18 protein-coding genes and 1 pseudogene are annotated in these 14,384 nt (G+C 45.7%); 11 read left to right on the top strand and 8 right to left on the bottom strand.

What is annotated here, in order from left to right; genetic code table 11:
* Positions 1-81: 81 nt before the first annotated feature.
* Together AC1RRX_RS06320 and AC1RRX_RS06325 are read left to right on the top strand one after the other, a co-directional pair.
* Positions 82-882: a polysaccharide deacetylase family protein gene (locus AC1RRX_RS06320; protein WP_007409665.1), complete on the top strand. Its 801-nt coding sequence runs from the start codon at positions 82-84 to the stop codon at positions 880-882.
* Between the two features lie 113 nt (positions 883-995).
* Positions 996-1,115 carry a GapA-binding peptide SR1P gene (locus AC1RRX_RS06325; protein WP_003154518.1) on the top strand — a complete coding sequence of 40 codons (120 nt, stop codon included), beginning with the start codon at positions 996-998 and terminating at the stop codon, positions 1,113-1,115.
* Between the two features lie 47 nt (positions 1,116-1,162).
* Here the strand turns inward: AC1RRX_RS06325 and AC1RRX_RS06330 are convergent, their stop codons facing one another.
* Complete coding sequence (locus AC1RRX_RS06330; protein WP_144463968.1) at positions 1,163-2,635, bottom strand: aminotransferase class I/II-fold pyridoxal phosphate-dependent enzyme; 1,473 nt, start codon at positions 2,633-2,635, stop codon at positions 1,163-1,165.
* A 179-nt stretch (positions 2,636-2,814) separates the two neighbouring features.
* Between AC1RRX_RS06330 and AC1RRX_RS06335 the strand changes: the two genes are divergently transcribed.
* Positions 2,815-3,081: a UPF0223 family protein gene (locus AC1RRX_RS06335; RefSeq protein ID WP_007409667.1), complete on the top strand. Its 267-nt coding sequence runs from the start codon at positions 2,815-2,817 to the stop codon at positions 3,079-3,081.
* Positions 3,082-3,115: 34 nt separating this feature from the next.
* Here AC1RRX_RS06335 and AC1RRX_RS06340 read toward each other — a convergent pair whose 3' ends face one another.
* The gene (locus AC1RRX_RS06340; protein ID WP_007409668.1) at positions 3,116-3,748 is read right to left on the bottom strand and encodes a DUF1054 domain-containing protein; all 633 of its coding nucleotides are present in this window, start codon (positions 3,746-3,748) and stop codon (positions 3,116-3,118) included.
* A gap of 236 nt (positions 3,749-3,984) precedes the next feature.
* Between AC1RRX_RS06340 and AC1RRX_RS06345 the strand changes: the two genes are divergently transcribed.
* The 3 genes from AC1RRX_RS06345 to AC1RRX_RS06355 all read left to right on the top strand — a co-directional run bounded on the left by AC1RRX_RS06345 (position 3,985) and on the right by AC1RRX_RS06355 (position 5,543).
* Complete coding sequence (locus tag AC1RRX_RS06345; RefSeq protein ID WP_003154513.1) at positions 3,985-4,173, top strand: YkzI domain-containing protein; 189 nt, start codon at positions 3,985-3,987, stop codon at positions 4,171-4,173.
* Between the two features lie 133 nt (positions 4,174-4,306).
* The gene (gene suhB / locus AC1RRX_RS06350) at positions 4,307-5,104 is read left to right on the top strand and encodes an inositol-1-monophosphatase (protein ID WP_007409670.1); all 798 of its coding nucleotides are present in this window, start codon (positions 4,307-4,309) and stop codon (positions 5,102-5,104) included.
* Complete coding sequence (locus AC1RRX_RS06355) at positions 5,091-5,543, top strand: GNAT family N-acetyltransferase (protein ID WP_012117478.1); 453 nt, start codon at positions 5,091-5,093, stop codon at positions 5,541-5,543. The genes suhB and AC1RRX_RS06355 overlap by 14 nt, the downstream gene beginning before the upstream one ends.
* Before the next feature lie 51 nt (positions 5,544-5,594).
* Here the strand turns inward: AC1RRX_RS06355 and AC1RRX_RS06360 are convergent, their stop codons facing one another.
* On the bottom strand, positions 5,595-7,160 hold the full coding sequence (locus tag AC1RRX_RS06360; RefSeq protein ID WP_007409672.1) for a M4 family metallopeptidase: 1,566 nt from the start codon (positions 7,158-7,160) through the stop codon (positions 5,595-5,597).
* Between the two features lie 366 nt (positions 7,161-7,526).
* On the opposite strand from AC1RRX_RS06360, the pseudogene AC1RRX_RS06365 reads away from it, so the two are divergent.
* Together AC1RRX_RS06365 and AC1RRX_RS06370 are read left to right on the top strand one after the other, a co-directional pair.
* Positions 7,527-7,661, top strand: a pseudogene (locus tag AC1RRX_RS06365) (RNA polymerase sigma factor); the annotation flags it as partial.
* Positions 7,658-7,951, top strand: coding sequence for an anti-sigma factor family protein (locus AC1RRX_RS06370; RefSeq protein ID WP_144463967.1), 294 nt, complete (start codon positions 7,658-7,660; stop codon positions 7,949-7,951). The pseudogene AC1RRX_RS06365 and the gene AC1RRX_RS06370, both read left to right, overlap by 4 nt.
* A gap of 38 nt (positions 7,952-7,989) precedes the next feature.
* Here the strand turns inward: AC1RRX_RS06370 and AC1RRX_RS06375 are convergent, their stop codons facing one another.
* Entirely contained in the window at positions 7,990-8,607 is a 618-nt protein-coding gene (locus tag AC1RRX_RS06375) for a hypothetical protein (protein ID WP_007409674.1), read from the bottom strand.
* 310 nt (positions 8,608-8,917) lie between these two features.
* Entirely contained in the window at positions 8,918-9,106 is a 189-nt protein-coding gene (locus tag AC1RRX_RS06380) for a YlaF family protein (protein WP_003154504.1), read from the bottom strand.
* A 111-nt stretch (positions 9,107-9,217) separates the two neighbouring features.
* Here AC1RRX_RS06380 and typA point away from each other — a divergent pair, with 111 nt between their 5' ends.
* Positions 9,218-11,056: a translational GTPase TypA gene (typA, locus tag AC1RRX_RS06385; RefSeq protein ID WP_007409675.1), complete on the top strand. Its 1,839-nt coding sequence runs from the start codon at positions 9,218-9,220 to the stop codon at positions 11,054-11,056.
* A gap of 56 nt (positions 11,057-11,112) precedes the next feature.
* Entirely contained in the window at positions 11,113-11,433 is a 321-nt protein-coding gene (locus AC1RRX_RS06390; protein ID WP_007611192.1) for a YlaH-like family protein, read from the top strand.
* A 41-nt stretch (positions 11,434-11,474) separates the two neighbouring features.
* Here AC1RRX_RS06390 and AC1RRX_RS06395 read toward each other — a convergent pair whose 3' ends face one another.
* Together AC1RRX_RS06395 and AC1RRX_RS06400 are read right to left on the bottom strand one after the other, a co-directional pair.
* Positions 11,475-11,684, bottom strand: coding sequence for a YlaI family protein (locus tag AC1RRX_RS06395; RefSeq protein WP_047935683.1), 210 nt, complete (start codon positions 11,682-11,684; stop codon positions 11,475-11,477).
* Positions 11,685-11,785: 101 nt separating this feature from the next.
* A complete protein-coding gene (locus AC1RRX_RS06400; protein WP_012117484.1) occupies positions 11,786-12,409 on the bottom strand; it encodes a YhcN/YlaJ family sporulation lipoprotein in 624 nt (207 codons plus the stop codon).
* Between the two features lie 154 nt (positions 12,410-12,563).
* Here AC1RRX_RS06400 and AC1RRX_RS06405 point away from each other — a divergent pair, with 154 nt between their 5' ends.
* Positions 12,564-13,892, top strand: coding sequence for a PhoH family protein (locus AC1RRX_RS06405; protein WP_015417407.1), 1,329 nt, complete (start codon positions 12,564-12,566; stop codon positions 13,890-13,892).
* Here AC1RRX_RS06405 and AC1RRX_RS06410 read toward each other — a convergent pair.
* The gene (locus tag AC1RRX_RS06410; RefSeq protein ID WP_047935684.1) at positions 13,887-14,363 is read right to left on the bottom strand and encodes a hypothetical protein; all 477 of its coding nucleotides are present in this window, start codon (positions 14,361-14,363) and stop codon (positions 13,887-13,889) included. The genes AC1RRX_RS06405 and AC1RRX_RS06410 overlap by 6 nt on opposite strands.
* Positions 14,364-14,384 lie beyond the last annotated feature (21 nt).

Raw genomic sequence — 14,384 nt, forward strand, 5'->3', positions numbered from 1 at the left:
TGTAAAAAAGGCACATTGTTTTTCGTGAGAGCGCTGTTTTTCCGTTATACTGGGGGCAAAACCATATCAGGAGGGATTGTCATGTATAAAGCCGCTGCAGCCGTCATATGTATGTGCTTACTCGCCGGCTGCCAATCAAATGAAAAGATGCAAACAAACAAACCCCATTCTCAAGCCGCGGCCAATCATGCCAAACGGGAAAACCACCATACAAAAGAGGAAAAACAGAAAAAACAGAAGGCGGAGCCCCGTTACTATATCAATCCGAAAAGCTTTTCTGTGGAAAAAATGGATGAACAGAAAGAGAAAAAACCGATCGCATTGGTAACGATCGATGACGCGCCTGATCAGCATGCCGCTGAGATTGCGGACAAACTGCACGATCTCAATGCGTCAGCGATCTTTTTTGTAAACGGACATTTTTTGAAAAAAGATGAAAATAAGAAAGCGCTTAAGCATATTCATGAGTTAGGTTTTATGATCGGTAATCATACAATGACTCATCAAAACTTAAAAGATCTTTCCGAACAAAAACAACGGGAAGAAATCATTGGCGTCAATAAAGCGGTTGAAAAGGTAATAGGAGAGAAACCCGCATTTTTCAGGGCGCCTTTCGGAAGCAATACGGACTACAGTGACAGACTTATAAAAAAAGAAGGTATGGTGAAAATGAACTGGACCTTCGGGTATGATTGGGATCAGAAATATCAATCCAAAAAAGCGCTTACCGATATCACACTGAACAGTCCTTATCTGCGGGACGGGGCCAACATATTGATGCATGACCGGAAATGGACGGCGGAAGCCATGCCGGACATTGTAAAAGGATTGCGTCATAAAGGATATACTGTGATTGACCCTCGAGCTATAAAAAGACCGTAAAAAATAAATGTGTTATACAATTTATCGGTTGACATATTAAATGTGACATAATAATATAATAACAACAAGTGAAAATTAAGCGTTTTCAAATTCTGAGAAATGGGGAATGACAGATGGGTACAATTGTTTGCCAAGACTGTAACGAAGCGATTCATTACTTTGAGGATGAGAAGGTCACGACGTTATACGGAACATGCTGCGGACAATGCCAGTGTCATCTTGAAGAAGAGTAAAAAGCGTAAAAAGGCCCGAAACGATTTCGTTTCGGGCTTCTTTATGTTTATTGGATGGCTTTTTGCTCTTTGATGACTCTGATCATTTCAAGCGTTGCATCTTCGGGACCCTGCACAGGAAGGCCGGCGTCCAAGTTTTTAAAAATGTAGCTGATATTTTCTTCAGTAATGATCTCACCCGGAATAAAGATCGGAATTCCCGGCGGGTACACCATGACAAACTCTGCGATGATCCGTCCCGCGGATTCTTTTAACGGAATGACTTCCGTATTTGCGTAAAACGCGTCTCTTGGCGTCATCGCTAACAGAGGAATTTCAGGAAGCAGAACTTCGGTTTGCTGATGAGCATAGTCATTGGCGGAAGCCTGTTTTGAAATGTCTGTAAGCGCGCTTACAAGACGGTCGGCATCTCCCGCTCTGTCGCCGGGGGTGAAAATACATAAAATATTATACAAATCGGACAGCTCGACTTCGATATTATATGATTCGCGGAGCCATTTTTCAACGTCATGACCCGTCAGGCCGAGGTTTTTGACCGAAATGATTAATTTAGTCGGATCATAACTGAAGGCAGCTTTAGACCCTGTGATTTCTTCGCCGACACAGCGGATGCCTTCAATTTGATTGAGGCGTTTCCGTGTCTGATCCGCCAGCAGAATCGTATCTTCAAGAAGGTCGCGGCCTTCTGTAGCGAGGCGTTTTCTTGCGACATCCAGTGAAGCCAGAAGCAGATAGGATGTTGACGTTGTCGTCAGCATGCTTAAAATCGACTGTACTCTTTCTTTGGAAACAAGACCTTCTCTCACATTTAAAATGGAGCTCTGCGTCAGGGAGCCTCCCAATTTGTGCACGCTTGTGGCTGCCATATCAGCGCCCGCCTGCATGGCGGACAGAGGAAGCTTATCATGAAAATGAATATGCACGCCGTGCGCTTCATCGACAAGCACAGGCACATCGAAAGAATGCGCGAGCTTTACAATGCTGCTCAAGTCAGCTGCCACACCGAAGTACGTCGGATTTATGACAAGCAGGCCTTTTGCGTCAGGGTGCTCCGTCAAAGCCCGCTCGGCGGACTCAAGCGTAATGCCGTGAGAAATTCCGAGCTCATCGTCAATTTCCGGGTGAATAAAAATCGGCACCGCTCCGGAAAATACAATGGCCGACATAATGGATTTATGAACGTTTCTAGGGATGATGATTTTATCTCCGGGTCCGCATACGGCCATGACCATCGTCATAATGGCGCCGCTCGTCCCTTGTACGGAAAAGAAGGTATGGTCTGCGCCGAATGCTTCCGCGGCCAGATCCTGGGCTTCTTTAATGATGCCCTTTGGCGCATGTAAATCATCCAGGGGCTCGATATTAATTAAATCTATGCTTAACGCGTTTTCTCCGATAAATTGTCTGAATTCCGGATCCATTCCCGCGCCTTTTTTATGGCCCGGAATGTGGAATTGGACAGGCTGTCTGTCCGCGTGCTTTTTCAGTCCGCTGTACAGGGGTGTTTCATGTTGCGGCAATTGTTTTCCCACCTTTATCATAATACCTACGGATTAGTTTGTATTACATTCAGTTTTATTACCCGTTTTTTAAACGTAAAACAAATGAATTATATTATGAACTTGAAAGAAAGTAAAGAACAATTTATGATCTATGGAAGATGCTTATTTTGAGCATGATTATAAAGGAGTGAAGACATTTGGAATATCAATATCCGATGAATGAGGACTGGACGACAGAGGAGGCCGTGGATGTCATTGCTTTTTTTCAGCAGGTGGAAAACGCCTATGAAAAAGGAGCTGACCGAGACAGACTTCTGAATGCGTACCGCCGCTTTAAAGAAATCGTTCCCGGGAAAGCGGAGGAAAAGAAAATCTGCAGCCAATTTGAAGCTGACAGCACCTATTCCCCTTATCGGACTGTGAAACAGGCGAAACAATCAGATCAAGCGATTATCAAAATGTAGACAAAGCGAGCCGGCAATCGGCCCGCTTTTTATGTTATGAGACTTTCTGAGTCAGTGTGTATAAAAAGGAAAGCTTCCTAAAAGCATCTTCAATGGTTTGCAGGAATTCATTGTTGTTCATGTTGATCACGTCTTCTTTTTGCAGCTGAATGCCGCACAAAAGCTCTGCTTTTTTCACTGTCTGCAGGCGTTCAAATAATGTTTTCAGCTGCTCCTGATCCATGTCGGACTGCTTGTACGCCCCTGGCTTCGTATGATCCGGCGACCATACAAAATGACCGGGAATCTGTTTTGTGATGTCCTCCTGCTTCGCTTCCAGCAATCTGCCGTATTCCTCTTTTATCGGAGATTCATAAATGATGGCAAACCATACAAACATATGGGTGTCCCATAAACCGATCTGAAAGTGAGGGAGTTTCTTATACCCGCGTTTGCTGTTGGCAAAGGCAACCCAGCTGTCAGCCGGCGGGTTGACAGATCTTCTCGCGTGCTTGGCGACATGCGGAAACATTTCATCGCCTGTCAATGCTGACAATGTCGGTGCGAAATGCTCTCCTAACAAGGTCAGCTTCGGGCGGACTTGTTCTTTTAACACCTCCATGCGCGGATCTAAACCTTCTATTGTAAATGTATCGAAGTCTTCTTTTGTAAAACGCATCTGAGTCATCTTTTTCCTCCTTATCGTAAGTATTCATATTTTACCACAGCCGCCGCCGGCCGCAAAAACATTGAGAACGTTTGAGCCGAGAGGATTGGTGGTAAAAAACGAATAGGTAAACACACAATTTTAAGAATGTTGTTACAGCCGAATATAAGTTTCCATACGATATAAGAAGTATCATTAATAAATTGGAAAAATGGGATGCTTTTTTAACAAATGATCTCTGGAAGGGGCGAAAGACAATGAGGCAAGTGGTGAAGGAAGGATTCAGGGAGGAAAAAAATAACCGTGTAGCTGTCTGGAGACTAGAGGTTGATTATGAATTGGCAACCCTGTATGAGGCCATGCAAAAAGAGAATGAAGATCAAATCGATCTCAGCAAAAGAAAACTGGAACGTCTCAGAAAAGAATGGATTCGGCTTAACGGATAAAGAATAGTAAAAACGAACCGCAGGAAATGGTTCGTTTTTACGTGAGAAGGCATTTTTTTCATTTTCCTTGCTTTTTCATCGCCTTTATCAGTATGCTATAGAATAAGCTATACATAGAAAAGAGGTACACGGTATGACAAATTGGACGGAAATTGATGATATCGCAAAACAATGGGTAAAAGAAGCCGGAACGAGAATCAGACAATCCATGCAGGAAAGCTTGACGATTGAAACAAAATCAAATCCGAATGATTTAGTCACAAATATTGATAAAGAGACGGAACGCTTTTTCATTGACCGTATACAGGGAACTTTTCCCGGACACCGGATTCTCGGAGAAGAAGGGCAGGGAGATAAGCTCCGCTCCCTTGACGGAATCGTCTGGATCATTGATCCGATTGACGGAACGATGAATTTTGTCCATCAAAAGCGGCATTTCGCGATCTCCATCGGCATCTTTGAAGACGGAAAAGGCAAAATCGGCTTAATTTATGATGTGATGCAGGACGAACTGTATCACGCATTCAGCGGAAAAGGGGCTTATCTGAACGACACGCCGCTTGCTCCTTTAAAAGAAGCTTCCATTGAAGAAGCCATTATTGCAATCAATGCCACATGGGTGACGGAAAACAGAAGGATTGACCCGAGTATTTTGGCGCCGCTCGTAAAACGGGTCAGAGGAACGCGTTCCTACGGTTCGGCGGCACTTGAGCTGGCCAGTGTTGCGGCCGGCCGCATTGACGCATACATTACGATGAGGCTCGCGCCGTGGGATTACGCTGCCGGCTGCGTGCTGCTGAACGAAGTCGGGGGCATTTACACGACCACAGACGGCGAACCGTTTACGTTTTTAGACAACCACAGCGTGCTTGCGGGCAATCCGGCAATACATAAAATTATCTTTGACGACTATTTACATGCTGACAGGTAGAGATTTTGAAGAAGAAGATCTCGGGTTTCTGGAGCAGCTGGCGGCTGCACACCCGGTGTGGAAAAACGAAGAGTTCGGAACAAAAAATGCGGCGGAGTTTATGCTTGCATACTCCATGTACAATGGAACGTGGCTCGTATGGGAGATTGACGGCGCTCCTGCCGCCGTCAGTTTTCATTTGGAATGGGCGCCTTCAAACGGAAAACCGTGGCTCGGAACCGTGGCCGTCGCTCCGGAGGCAAAAGAGAAAGGAATCGGACGCGCGGTCATTGAAGAGATTGCGGGCCGGCTGAGAGGGGAGCATAAAGCGATGTTTTCAGCCGTTCCCCTGGACAGGCAGGAATGGGTTTTGTTTTTAAGCCAATGCGGCTTTGAACAGCTTAAGCTTGAAAAAGACGATCGGGAAAAGACATATATGATCATGGTGAAGCCATTGTGAAATGTTTCAGATATAAAAAAGAGACCGGATTTCTCCGGTCTCTTTTCTTGTTTACAAGCCGACCGCATTCCAGGCCGCTTCTACGCTTGCAGCGTCTTGAGAGCCGTAAAGGTCCCGCGCTGATTGAATCAAAGCTGCTTTTGCATCTTTAAAGTTTGATGACGGAGTGAGATATACCGTTAGTGCGCGATAGTAAATCTGCTCCGCTTTTTTCACGCCGATTTTTGTAATCGTGTTGTAAGCGGCTTTGTTCGGAATTCCGCTGTTTGTATGCACGCCGCCGTAGTCGCCGGCATCAGTGTTCGGAAGGTTTTGATAATTTTTGTAATGGTCGGGCTGTCCGTATTTTGTCGGAGTGGATAAACTGCGGAGAGCCGGCTGGCTGACCGTAATATCTTCACCGATATCCCAGTCCTCAGTATCGTTGAAGTATCCGAATACATCAGAGAAGGATTCATTTAAAGCGCCCGGCTGATTTTCATAGTTCAGGTTGGCTGTTTCCTGTGTAACACCGTGTGTCATTTCATGGGCCGTTACGTCCATTGAACCGGAAAGAGGCGAGAAGAATGAGCCGTCACCGTCACCGTAAATCATTTGGTCGCCGATCCAGGCCGCGTTATTGTATTTGCTGCCGTAATGAACAGAAGATACGATTTTGCCGCCTTTATTGTCGTAGCTGTTGCGTTTAAACGTCTGATAGAAATAATCGTACACTTTGCCGAGATTGTAATGCGCATCAACGGCAGCGCGCTGAGAAGAAGTTGTGAACTGGTTGGTAGTGCTTGATACGAGCGTGCCCGGCAGGTTATACTGTCGGTTTTGCAGATCGTACGTAATAATTTGCGTTCCGGTAGGTTTAGAAAGATCGCGCATTACATATTTGCCGCTTTCAGAAGAAATATTTAATGAGACCGTTTTTCCTTTAAGAGTCGTACCTGTTCCGGTTGCAGCGGCATGCTCCACTTTGTTTTGCTTTTTCAGGACTTTCCCTGTCTCCGCATCAACGGTTACTTCCCAGTTAGCTGGTTCTGGTTCGATGTAGCGGATGGTTACATCATAGGCGAGTCGGTATTTACCGTCTTTTGTGGCCGCTGCTTTCAGCTCGGCTTTGTTTTTGTTTGCAACGTTGCCGTTAGAGACGGCTTCAGGTGATTTGCCGATTGCTTTAAAAGCATGATCCAGCGCCTGATTTGCAGATAATTTTTTGCTGTTAGCCGTTTTGGCAGAAGCATCGTTGTTTAATTCACCGTTAATCGCATAGACATTGTTGGATTTATCGACGTGAATAATGACTTGCGAGTCTTTCACAGGCACACCGTTAACGACAGGCACATAACGGAAGTGCTTGTAGCCGAGATCATCGGTCGTGTGGTCAATCAGCTTCAGTCTCTCAGAAGGGTTGCCTTTGAAGACTTTGCCGTTTTGTTTCAAGTATTGCTTGATTGCTTTGTCACTGACTGAAGGCAACTCAGACTGCACCAAAGAATGCTTCGGCACAAAGTTCGTCAGGTTTTCTTTAAGCTGAGGATTCTCAGCGGCCTGAACACCCGGAAGACTGATAGTTAAACTCATAAAGGAAGCGGCGACAGCAACAGACAATTTCTTACCTAAACCCACAATAAATCCCCCTTTTTGAAAATAATGAAAACTTATATTGTTATAATAAACCAGCATTCTCTCATTCTGCAATATAAAACTAGACTCCGCTGATGAATTGATAGAATCGTCCCGGAAAGGCTTCCGGCGGCCAGCATCGGGGGATAAGCCGAGAGGCACGTGTTGAATCAGACATGAGTCGAATGATACGATTTATTCTGAAAAAAATGACAAATGAAGTCGGGAAAAATGATAGGGGAAAAATGTTCCAATCTGTAAAACTTTTTTTATAGCCGTTTGTCTAAACAGGTGAGGCCTTAATAAACGAAAAGGATTGTTTCAGATGTCAGAGATTTTCAGTCATTTTATTCAGCATTTCGACAGATATTTCAAGAGCTGTCTTACGAAGAGATTGCTGATGTTTTGGACTGGAGTCTTTCGAAGGTGAAGAGCACCCTGTACAGGGCGAGAATGCAGCTGAAACAGCACTTGGGGGAAAAAAGGAAGGACGGACAGATATGACTTGCTGTTTAGTGAGAGATTTACTCTCTTTATATATTGAAGGCGATTGTGAAACAGAAACGGAGCGATTTATTTCCCGTCATCTTGAATCATGCGGTAAGTGCGGGAGTTTATATCATATGATGAAGGAGCCGCTTGACCTCGGCAGCCCTGAGATGAAGGCGCCAGCCTGTTATGCAGAAGAAGAAAGGCGGTTTAAGGAACGGTATTACGGGAAGCTGCTGATAAAAGCAGCCTGTTTGTTCGGTGCTGTTTTCTTTATCATGTTGATCCTTAAACTGCTGATTTAAAAAAACGCCCGGCTGAATGACCGGGCGTTTTAATCCGTTTACTCAGCCGGATGAAAGGCTGTATAAATGCCTTCAAGCAATTCCTGGGGCAGTGAATTAAAGAATCCGGCACACAGCTTTGCTTCTTTTTTTCCTGCTCCTGCTTTTTCAGCAAGTTCCTGATCAAATGTATACACACCGTCTTCTTCAATCAGCGCAGATTGAAGGATATGAAGACTTTGGGAAAAAGCGGTGAACAGCTGATCAACGATAAGGGCCTCTTTTTCCGTAAAGCCAAGCTCCACCGCTTTTTCTTTATTAAATGTATATTCGCCGTCCGTTTTCTCAATACATTGGGAAAGTACGGTTAAAAATTCGGTTGAACTGTCCCACAGCTTTTGAATGATCTGGGCTTGTTCTTGATCTAATCCCAATTCAACCGCTTTTTTACCGTCAAAATAATAGACACCGTCTTTTTCGTAAATCGATTGGCTGATGATGTCTAAAAGCTTTGCCGCGTCTTCCGGTGTTTTCTCTGCGGAAGCCTCCAGGGCATGCGGTTCATTTGCCTGAATCGTTTTTGCGCCGGCAGAATCAAGCGGACTGAATGCAAGCAAGGCGGCTGAGGCGGTTGCGGCGGCAGTTACAGCGGTTTTCTTCAAAAAAGATGTTTTCATTTCGTTCTCTCCTTGTCATGTGTATTTGCTTACAGCCACAAGTATAAAAAGACAATGATGGAATTGAAATAGGAGGTATGGTATTTTCTGCATAACGATGCCGGACTATTTCAGACTGCATATTCTGAGGGAATCTGCTGATGTAACTAGAATGGGAGCTGTCATTTCCGGCTTCCTGACTAGGCGGCGGGGGAGATAAGCCTTACATCTGGAGCCTGTTTTGAGGATATAAAAAAGCCTGAATCTTTGATTCAGGCTTCATAAGATATTGTCTTTCCATGTTTACGGAATTTTGCAAAGGGTCATGCTTTTAATCAAGCAGTCCCTGTTCGCGCATTTTTTTCTTTACGGTGAAACCGCTTCCCATCATGGCGATAACAAGAACAATGCTTCCGATGATGCCCCATGCGCTTTTCTCAGCGATTGATACGCCGATCAGCATCATGCTGAAGACTGCTGCGAATGCAAATAATAATAAGAGCCAATTCAATTTTTTCATATTTCCATCCCCTTTAACGTCATACTTTCAGTTTACAGAAAAACGTAACGCTTTTAAAGAGGATGTGTGGTATAATATGAAAGTTATCTAATTTTTTTAGGAGATGAAAATGTGAAACTTCGAAACGATCTTCGCAACATCGCGATTATTGCCCACGTTGACCATGGGAAAACGACTTTGGTAGACCAATTGCTTCACCAAGCCGGAACATTCCGTGCCAACGAAAATATTGCCGAACGCGCAATGGATTCAAACGATCTTGAACGTGAACGCGGTATTACAATTCTTGCGAAAAATACTGCGATTAACTATAAAGATACACGCATTAATATTTTGGACACTCCGGGACACGCCGACTTCGGCGGAGAGGTAGAACGGATTATGAAAATGGTTGACGGCGTTCTGTTAGTCGTTGACGCATATGAAGGCTGCATGCCGCAAACCCGTTTCGTACTGAAAAAAGCCCTTGAGCAGAACTTAAATCCGGTTGTCGTCGTAAACAAAATCGACCGTGATTTCGCCCGCCCGGAAGAAGTCATTGATGAAGTGCTTGATTTGTTCATCGAGCTTGACGCAAACGAACAACAGCTTGAGTTCCCTGTCGTCTACGCTTCTGCGATTAACGGAACGGCAAGTCTGGATCCGAAAAAGCAGGACGAAAATATGGAATCACTGTATGAAACGATTCTTGAACATGTCCCTGCCCCGGTAGATAACGCCGAAGAGCCTCTTCAATTCCAAGTGGCGCTGCTTGATTACAATGATTATGTCGGCCGTATCGGTATCGGACGCGTTTTCCGCGGCACGATGAAAGTGGGTCAGCAGGTTTCATTGATGAAACTTGACGGAACGGTAAAATCATTCCGCGTAACGAAAATCTTCGGTTTCCAAGGATTGAAACGCGTGGAAATTGAAGAAGCGAGAGCGGGAGACCTCGTTGCCGTTTCGGGCATGGAAGACATCAACGTCGGTGAAACGGTTTGTCCGGCTGACCACCATGAGCCGCTGCCGGTTCTGCGCATTGATGAGCCTACGCTTCAAATGACATTTGTCGTAAACAACAGCCCGTTTGCAGGCCGTGAAGGCAAATATGTCACAGCCCGCAAAATTGAAGAGCGTCTGAACGCGCAGCTTCAAACAGACGTCAGTCTTCGTGTCGAACCGACTGCATCACCTGACGCATGGGTTGTTTCAGGACGCGGTGAGCTTCACCTGTCCATTTTAATTGAAAACATGCGCCGTGAAGGCTATGAGCTTCAAGTGTCTAAACCTGAAGTTATCATTAAGGAAATCGACGGCGTAAGCTGCGAGCCTGTTGAGCGCGTGCAGATTGACGTGCCTGAAGAGCATACCGGTTCTGTTATGGAATCAATGGGTGCGAGAAAAGGCGAAATGCTTGATATGATTAATAACGGAAACGGCCAGGTCCGCCTGATCTTTACCGTACCTTCACGCGGACTCATCGGCTATTCTACTGAGTTTCTGTCACTGACACGCGGTTTCGGTATCCTGAACCACACGTTTGACAGCTATCAGCCGATGCAAAAAGGCCAAGTCGGAGGCCGGCGTCAGGGTGTGCTCGTTTCCATGGAAAACGGAAAAGCGACATCTTACGGAATTCAAGGTATTGAAGACCGCGGCGTCATCTTCGTTGAGCCCGGAACAGAAGTATATGAAGGCATGATTGTCGGCGAACATAACCGTGACAATGACCTTGTCGTCAATGTCAGCAAAATGAAACAGCAGACAAACGTCCGTTCCGCTACGAAGGATCAAACGACTACGATTAAGAAAGCGCGCATTATGTCGCTTGAAGAATCACTCGAGTACTTAAACGAAGATGAATACTGTGAAGTAACGCCGGAATCCATCCGTTTAAGAAAGAAAATCCTGAATAAAAACGAACGTGAAAAAGCGGCGAAAAAGAAAAAAACAGCAGGAATGTCTTAATCACTTGCAGAATTTGAAAAGGTAGAACCCGAACGGAAAAGGGGAGGGGGATCCTTTTGAATGAAGTAAGTGAACGGCTGTCGTTCTTTGCGGCTCTTTACCAAGTGGATGAGCATCCGCTGACGGGAATGTGGCTGTTATACGGAACGATCGTCGTGCTTTCGGTGATTGTATTTAAACTCGGCTTTGCCAAACGGCTGCCGGTGTTGAAGGCTGCGGCAGTTTATCTCTTTCTCGTGCTCGGCTGCACAGTGCTGACTTTTTTCGGTGTGTTTCTGCCGGTCGGAGAAGGGCTTGTTGTCGCCGCCTTGATTTTGATCGTTTACAAAATCCGTCTGCACCAGTCCAAAAAAAGCCAGTCAGCTAAACCGCAATAAAAAAATGACCTTGCCTTCCGGCGGGTCATTTTTTATTCGGTTTATTTTTTCGGTTTATCTTTTTTCGCTTTTTGTCCGGGATGAAAGGAAAAGTGTCCGGTATTCAGCCGCGCCTCCGTTTTGACTTTGATTCGGTCATGGCATTCCCGGCACATATACGTATGAATCGGACGATTGCGGAGGCGTTTGGCTGTCAGTGTTTCATCATCAATTTGTTCGATTTTGTCGCAAACGGAACATTTTACTCTCATTGATTTTCACCTCTTTCACTATGACAAGCATTATAACATGGATGCCCCTCCTGCCAAAGGGAAAGAAAGCAGCGCCCTTCCTTTGGAGCGGGCGCTGCTTTTTACCGGCGGTTTTTCATATGATGATCCGATTGATCGTTCTGTTCGTTCTGCAGCTTGTTCTGGTCTCTTTGGTTCAGCTGATCATCATTCGATTGAGTCGGTGATTCTTTTTCATTGTCGGTCACATCATTCGGGACTTCCGGCATGACACGGCCGACGATGGCGGCAAGTTCGTCCAAAATGCCTGAAACGGGGCGGCCGGCCTTAATGTCGCTGCCCATGCCTCTCAGACGGGAAACCGTATCAGGATCAGCCACGACAACGGCATTGGCGCCGTAAGGATCGTTTTTTAACGCCTGGGCAACCGTGTATTTAATGCTCTCCACTTTGCTTCTTTCTAAATTGTCATCCACATCGATACCGACAACGGAGTATCTTCCGAGTACAACCGCAGTGGCATCTGAAATGCCGGGGATTTTTTCGGTTACCTCGACGAGATGCTTAGCGATGTCTGTCCGGCCGGGATTTTCAGCTGTCTCAGGAGCCGTATTTTTCACATGGATCGGTTTTGCATCGCGCTGATCGGCTGATTCGTTCTGAATATTGCGGCCGCGGCCGTCCTGTACAGCAGTGCAGCCGGTAAGGATAAACAAGGCTTGTATGATAATGAAAAGAATTCGCACGTCAGATTTCCTCCTTGAATGCTTTCATTTATTTTATTGTTGAATTAACCTTCTATCTTTATGCACCAAATCATATATTTTAGCAGGCATCCCCGTTATTCGCGGAAAGAGAAGCACACGATGGGCTTTGATCCTTATTTCAGGAGGCTGAGACTTGAGTAAAATTTATGTGTTAGATACGAATGTACTTTTGCAGGATCCTAACGCCATTTTTTCCTTTGAAGAAAACGAAGTTGTCATCCCCGCCGTCGTGCTGGAAGAGGTCGATTCAAAAAAGCGGTATATGGACGAGGTCGGGAGAAATGCGAGGCACGTATCTAAGCTGATAGACGGGCTCAGGGAGAAAGGAAGGCTGCACGAGAAAGTTCCGCTTGAAAGCGGAGGAACGCTCAGAATTGAACTGAACCACCGGTCATTTCACCAGCTCCAAGAAATTTTTATCGAAAAAACGAATGATAACCGCATTTTGGCGGTGGCAAAAAATTTAAGCCTTGAGGAGGAAACGAAAGAAAACGGCCGCCTCGTCATCCTGGTCAGCAAAGATGTGCTTGTCAGGGTAAAGGCGGATGCCATCGGGCTTTTGGCGGAGGACTTTTTAAACGACAGAGTCGTTGACCATGATGAAATATATAGCGGGTACAAAGATATATTTATGAATAAAGAGCGGTTTGCCTCGTTTTATAAAGACAAACAAATTTCAGTCAAGGAGCTTCAGCAGCATCAGGTTTATCCGAATCAATTTGTGCTGATGAAAGATGAATTAGGAGGATCTTCGTCTGCGGTCGGCATGACAGATAAGAAAGGCGAGACCGTAAAAAGACTCGTTTTCGATGATGAGCACGTATGGGGTATCAGGCCGAAGAACGTCCAGCAGACAATGGCGCTTGAACTCCTGCTGAGGGAAGATATCCCGCTTGTCACCCTGATCGGAAAAGCGGGAACGGGAAAAACCTTGCTTGCTCTCGCGGCAGGGCTTCTGCAGACGGAGGATCTCGGTATTTATAAAAAACTGATCGTCGCGCGTCCCATCGTCCCGGTGGGAAAGGATATCGGATATTTGCCTGGCGAAAAAGAGGAAAAGCTCAAGCCGTGGATGCAGCCGATCTTTGATAATCTTGAATTTTTATTCAATGCGAAAAAGCCGGGTGAACTTGAAGCGATTTTGGCAGGAATCGGATCGATTCAGGTGGAGGCGCTGACATACATTCGGGGGAGAAGCATTCCGGATCAGTTTATTATTATTGATGAGGCTCAGAATTTGACGAGGCACGAGGTCAAAACGCTTTTGACTCGGGTGGGAGAGGGCAGCAAAATTGTCCTGATGGGCGATCCGGAGCAAATAGATCACCCATACTTAGACAGTTTAAACAACGGACTTGCTTATGTGGTAGAACGGTTTAAAGAACAAACCGTCTCCGGCAGCGTGAAGCTTGTGAAAGGTGAGAGATCCGGCCTTGCACAGCTCGCCGCCGATTTGTTATAAAACTTCGATTTCTGTGACGCCCGTTATCGGTTTTTCAAAGTCTCCGTCCACGTAAAAATGGACCGGGCCGCCGTCTTGAAGGGGTTTCCCTGCATCGCTGAAATGCGCGATTGCGTCCAGCGCCTTTTCTAGCGGCACTTCGGTTCTTTCTGATTTTGAAATAAATGCGCACAAGACAGCGCTTTCTTTCGGCTCGGCATTTGCTAAAACAGCGCCGAGCTTCATGGCGAAGCTGCCGTTCATCAGTCTTTCTTTTTCATAACGTTTTTCGCTTTTTAAAGTCGGCGGCGAAATGCGCCCTTCTCTGATCACTCGTTCCGGATCAAGCGTATGCTCCTGGGTTTCTGCAGAGCCGTCCGGATGAACGGGCTGATTTTTTTCAAACGGAAACTTGCGGTCATCGAAAATCCAGACACTCGGATCAATTGTAATCGGATATGTAACATTGCCTTTTACTTGAATAACGCTCATGGTGAAGCCCCCCTTTACTTA

This window comes from Bacillus sp. GW821-FHT11D08 (genome assembly GCF_058808515.1).

Coding starts and splice junctions, on each gene's coding strand:
- AC1RRX_RS06370 (WP_144463967.1), top strand. CDS start 7,658: ATGACTTGCTGTTTAGTGAGAGATTTACTCTCTTTATATATTGAAGGC.
- AC1RRX_RS06320 (WP_007409665.1), top strand. CDS start 82: ATGTATAAAGCCGCTGCAGCCGTCATATGTATGTGCTTACTCGCCGGC.
- AC1RRX_RS06355 (WP_012117478.1), top strand. CDS start 5,091: ATGCTGACAGGTAGAGATTTTGAAGAAGAAGATCTCGGGTTTCTGGAG.
- AC1RRX_RS06345 (WP_003154513.1), top strand. CDS start 3,985: ATGAGGCAAGTGGTGAAGGAAGGATTCAGGGAGGAAAAAAATAACCGT.
- AC1RRX_RS06380 (WP_003154504.1), bottom strand. CDS start 9,106: ATGAAAAAATTGAATTGGCTCTTATTATTATTTGCATTCGCAGCAGTC.
- AC1RRX_RS06340 (WP_007409668.1), bottom strand. CDS start 3,748: ATGACTCAGATGCGTTTTACAAAAGAAGACTTCGATACATTTACAATA.
- suhB (WP_007409670.1), top strand. CDS start 4,307: ATGACAAATTGGACGGAAATTGATGATATCGCAAAACAATGGGTAAAA.
- AC1RRX_RS06325 (WP_003154518.1), top strand. CDS start 996: ATGGGTACAATTGTTTGCCAAGACTGTAACGAAGCGATTCATTACTTT.
- AC1RRX_RS06410 (WP_047935684.1), bottom strand. CDS start 14,363: ATGAGCGTTATTCAAGTAAAAGGCAATGTTACATATCCGATTACAATT.
- AC1RRX_RS06375 (WP_007409674.1), bottom strand. CDS start 8,607: ATGAAAACATCTTTTTTGAAGAAAACCGCTGTAACTGCCGCCGCAACC.
- AC1RRX_RS06395 (WP_047935683.1), bottom strand. CDS start 11,684: ATGAGAGTAAAATGTTCCGTTTGCGACAAAATCGAACAAATTGATGAT.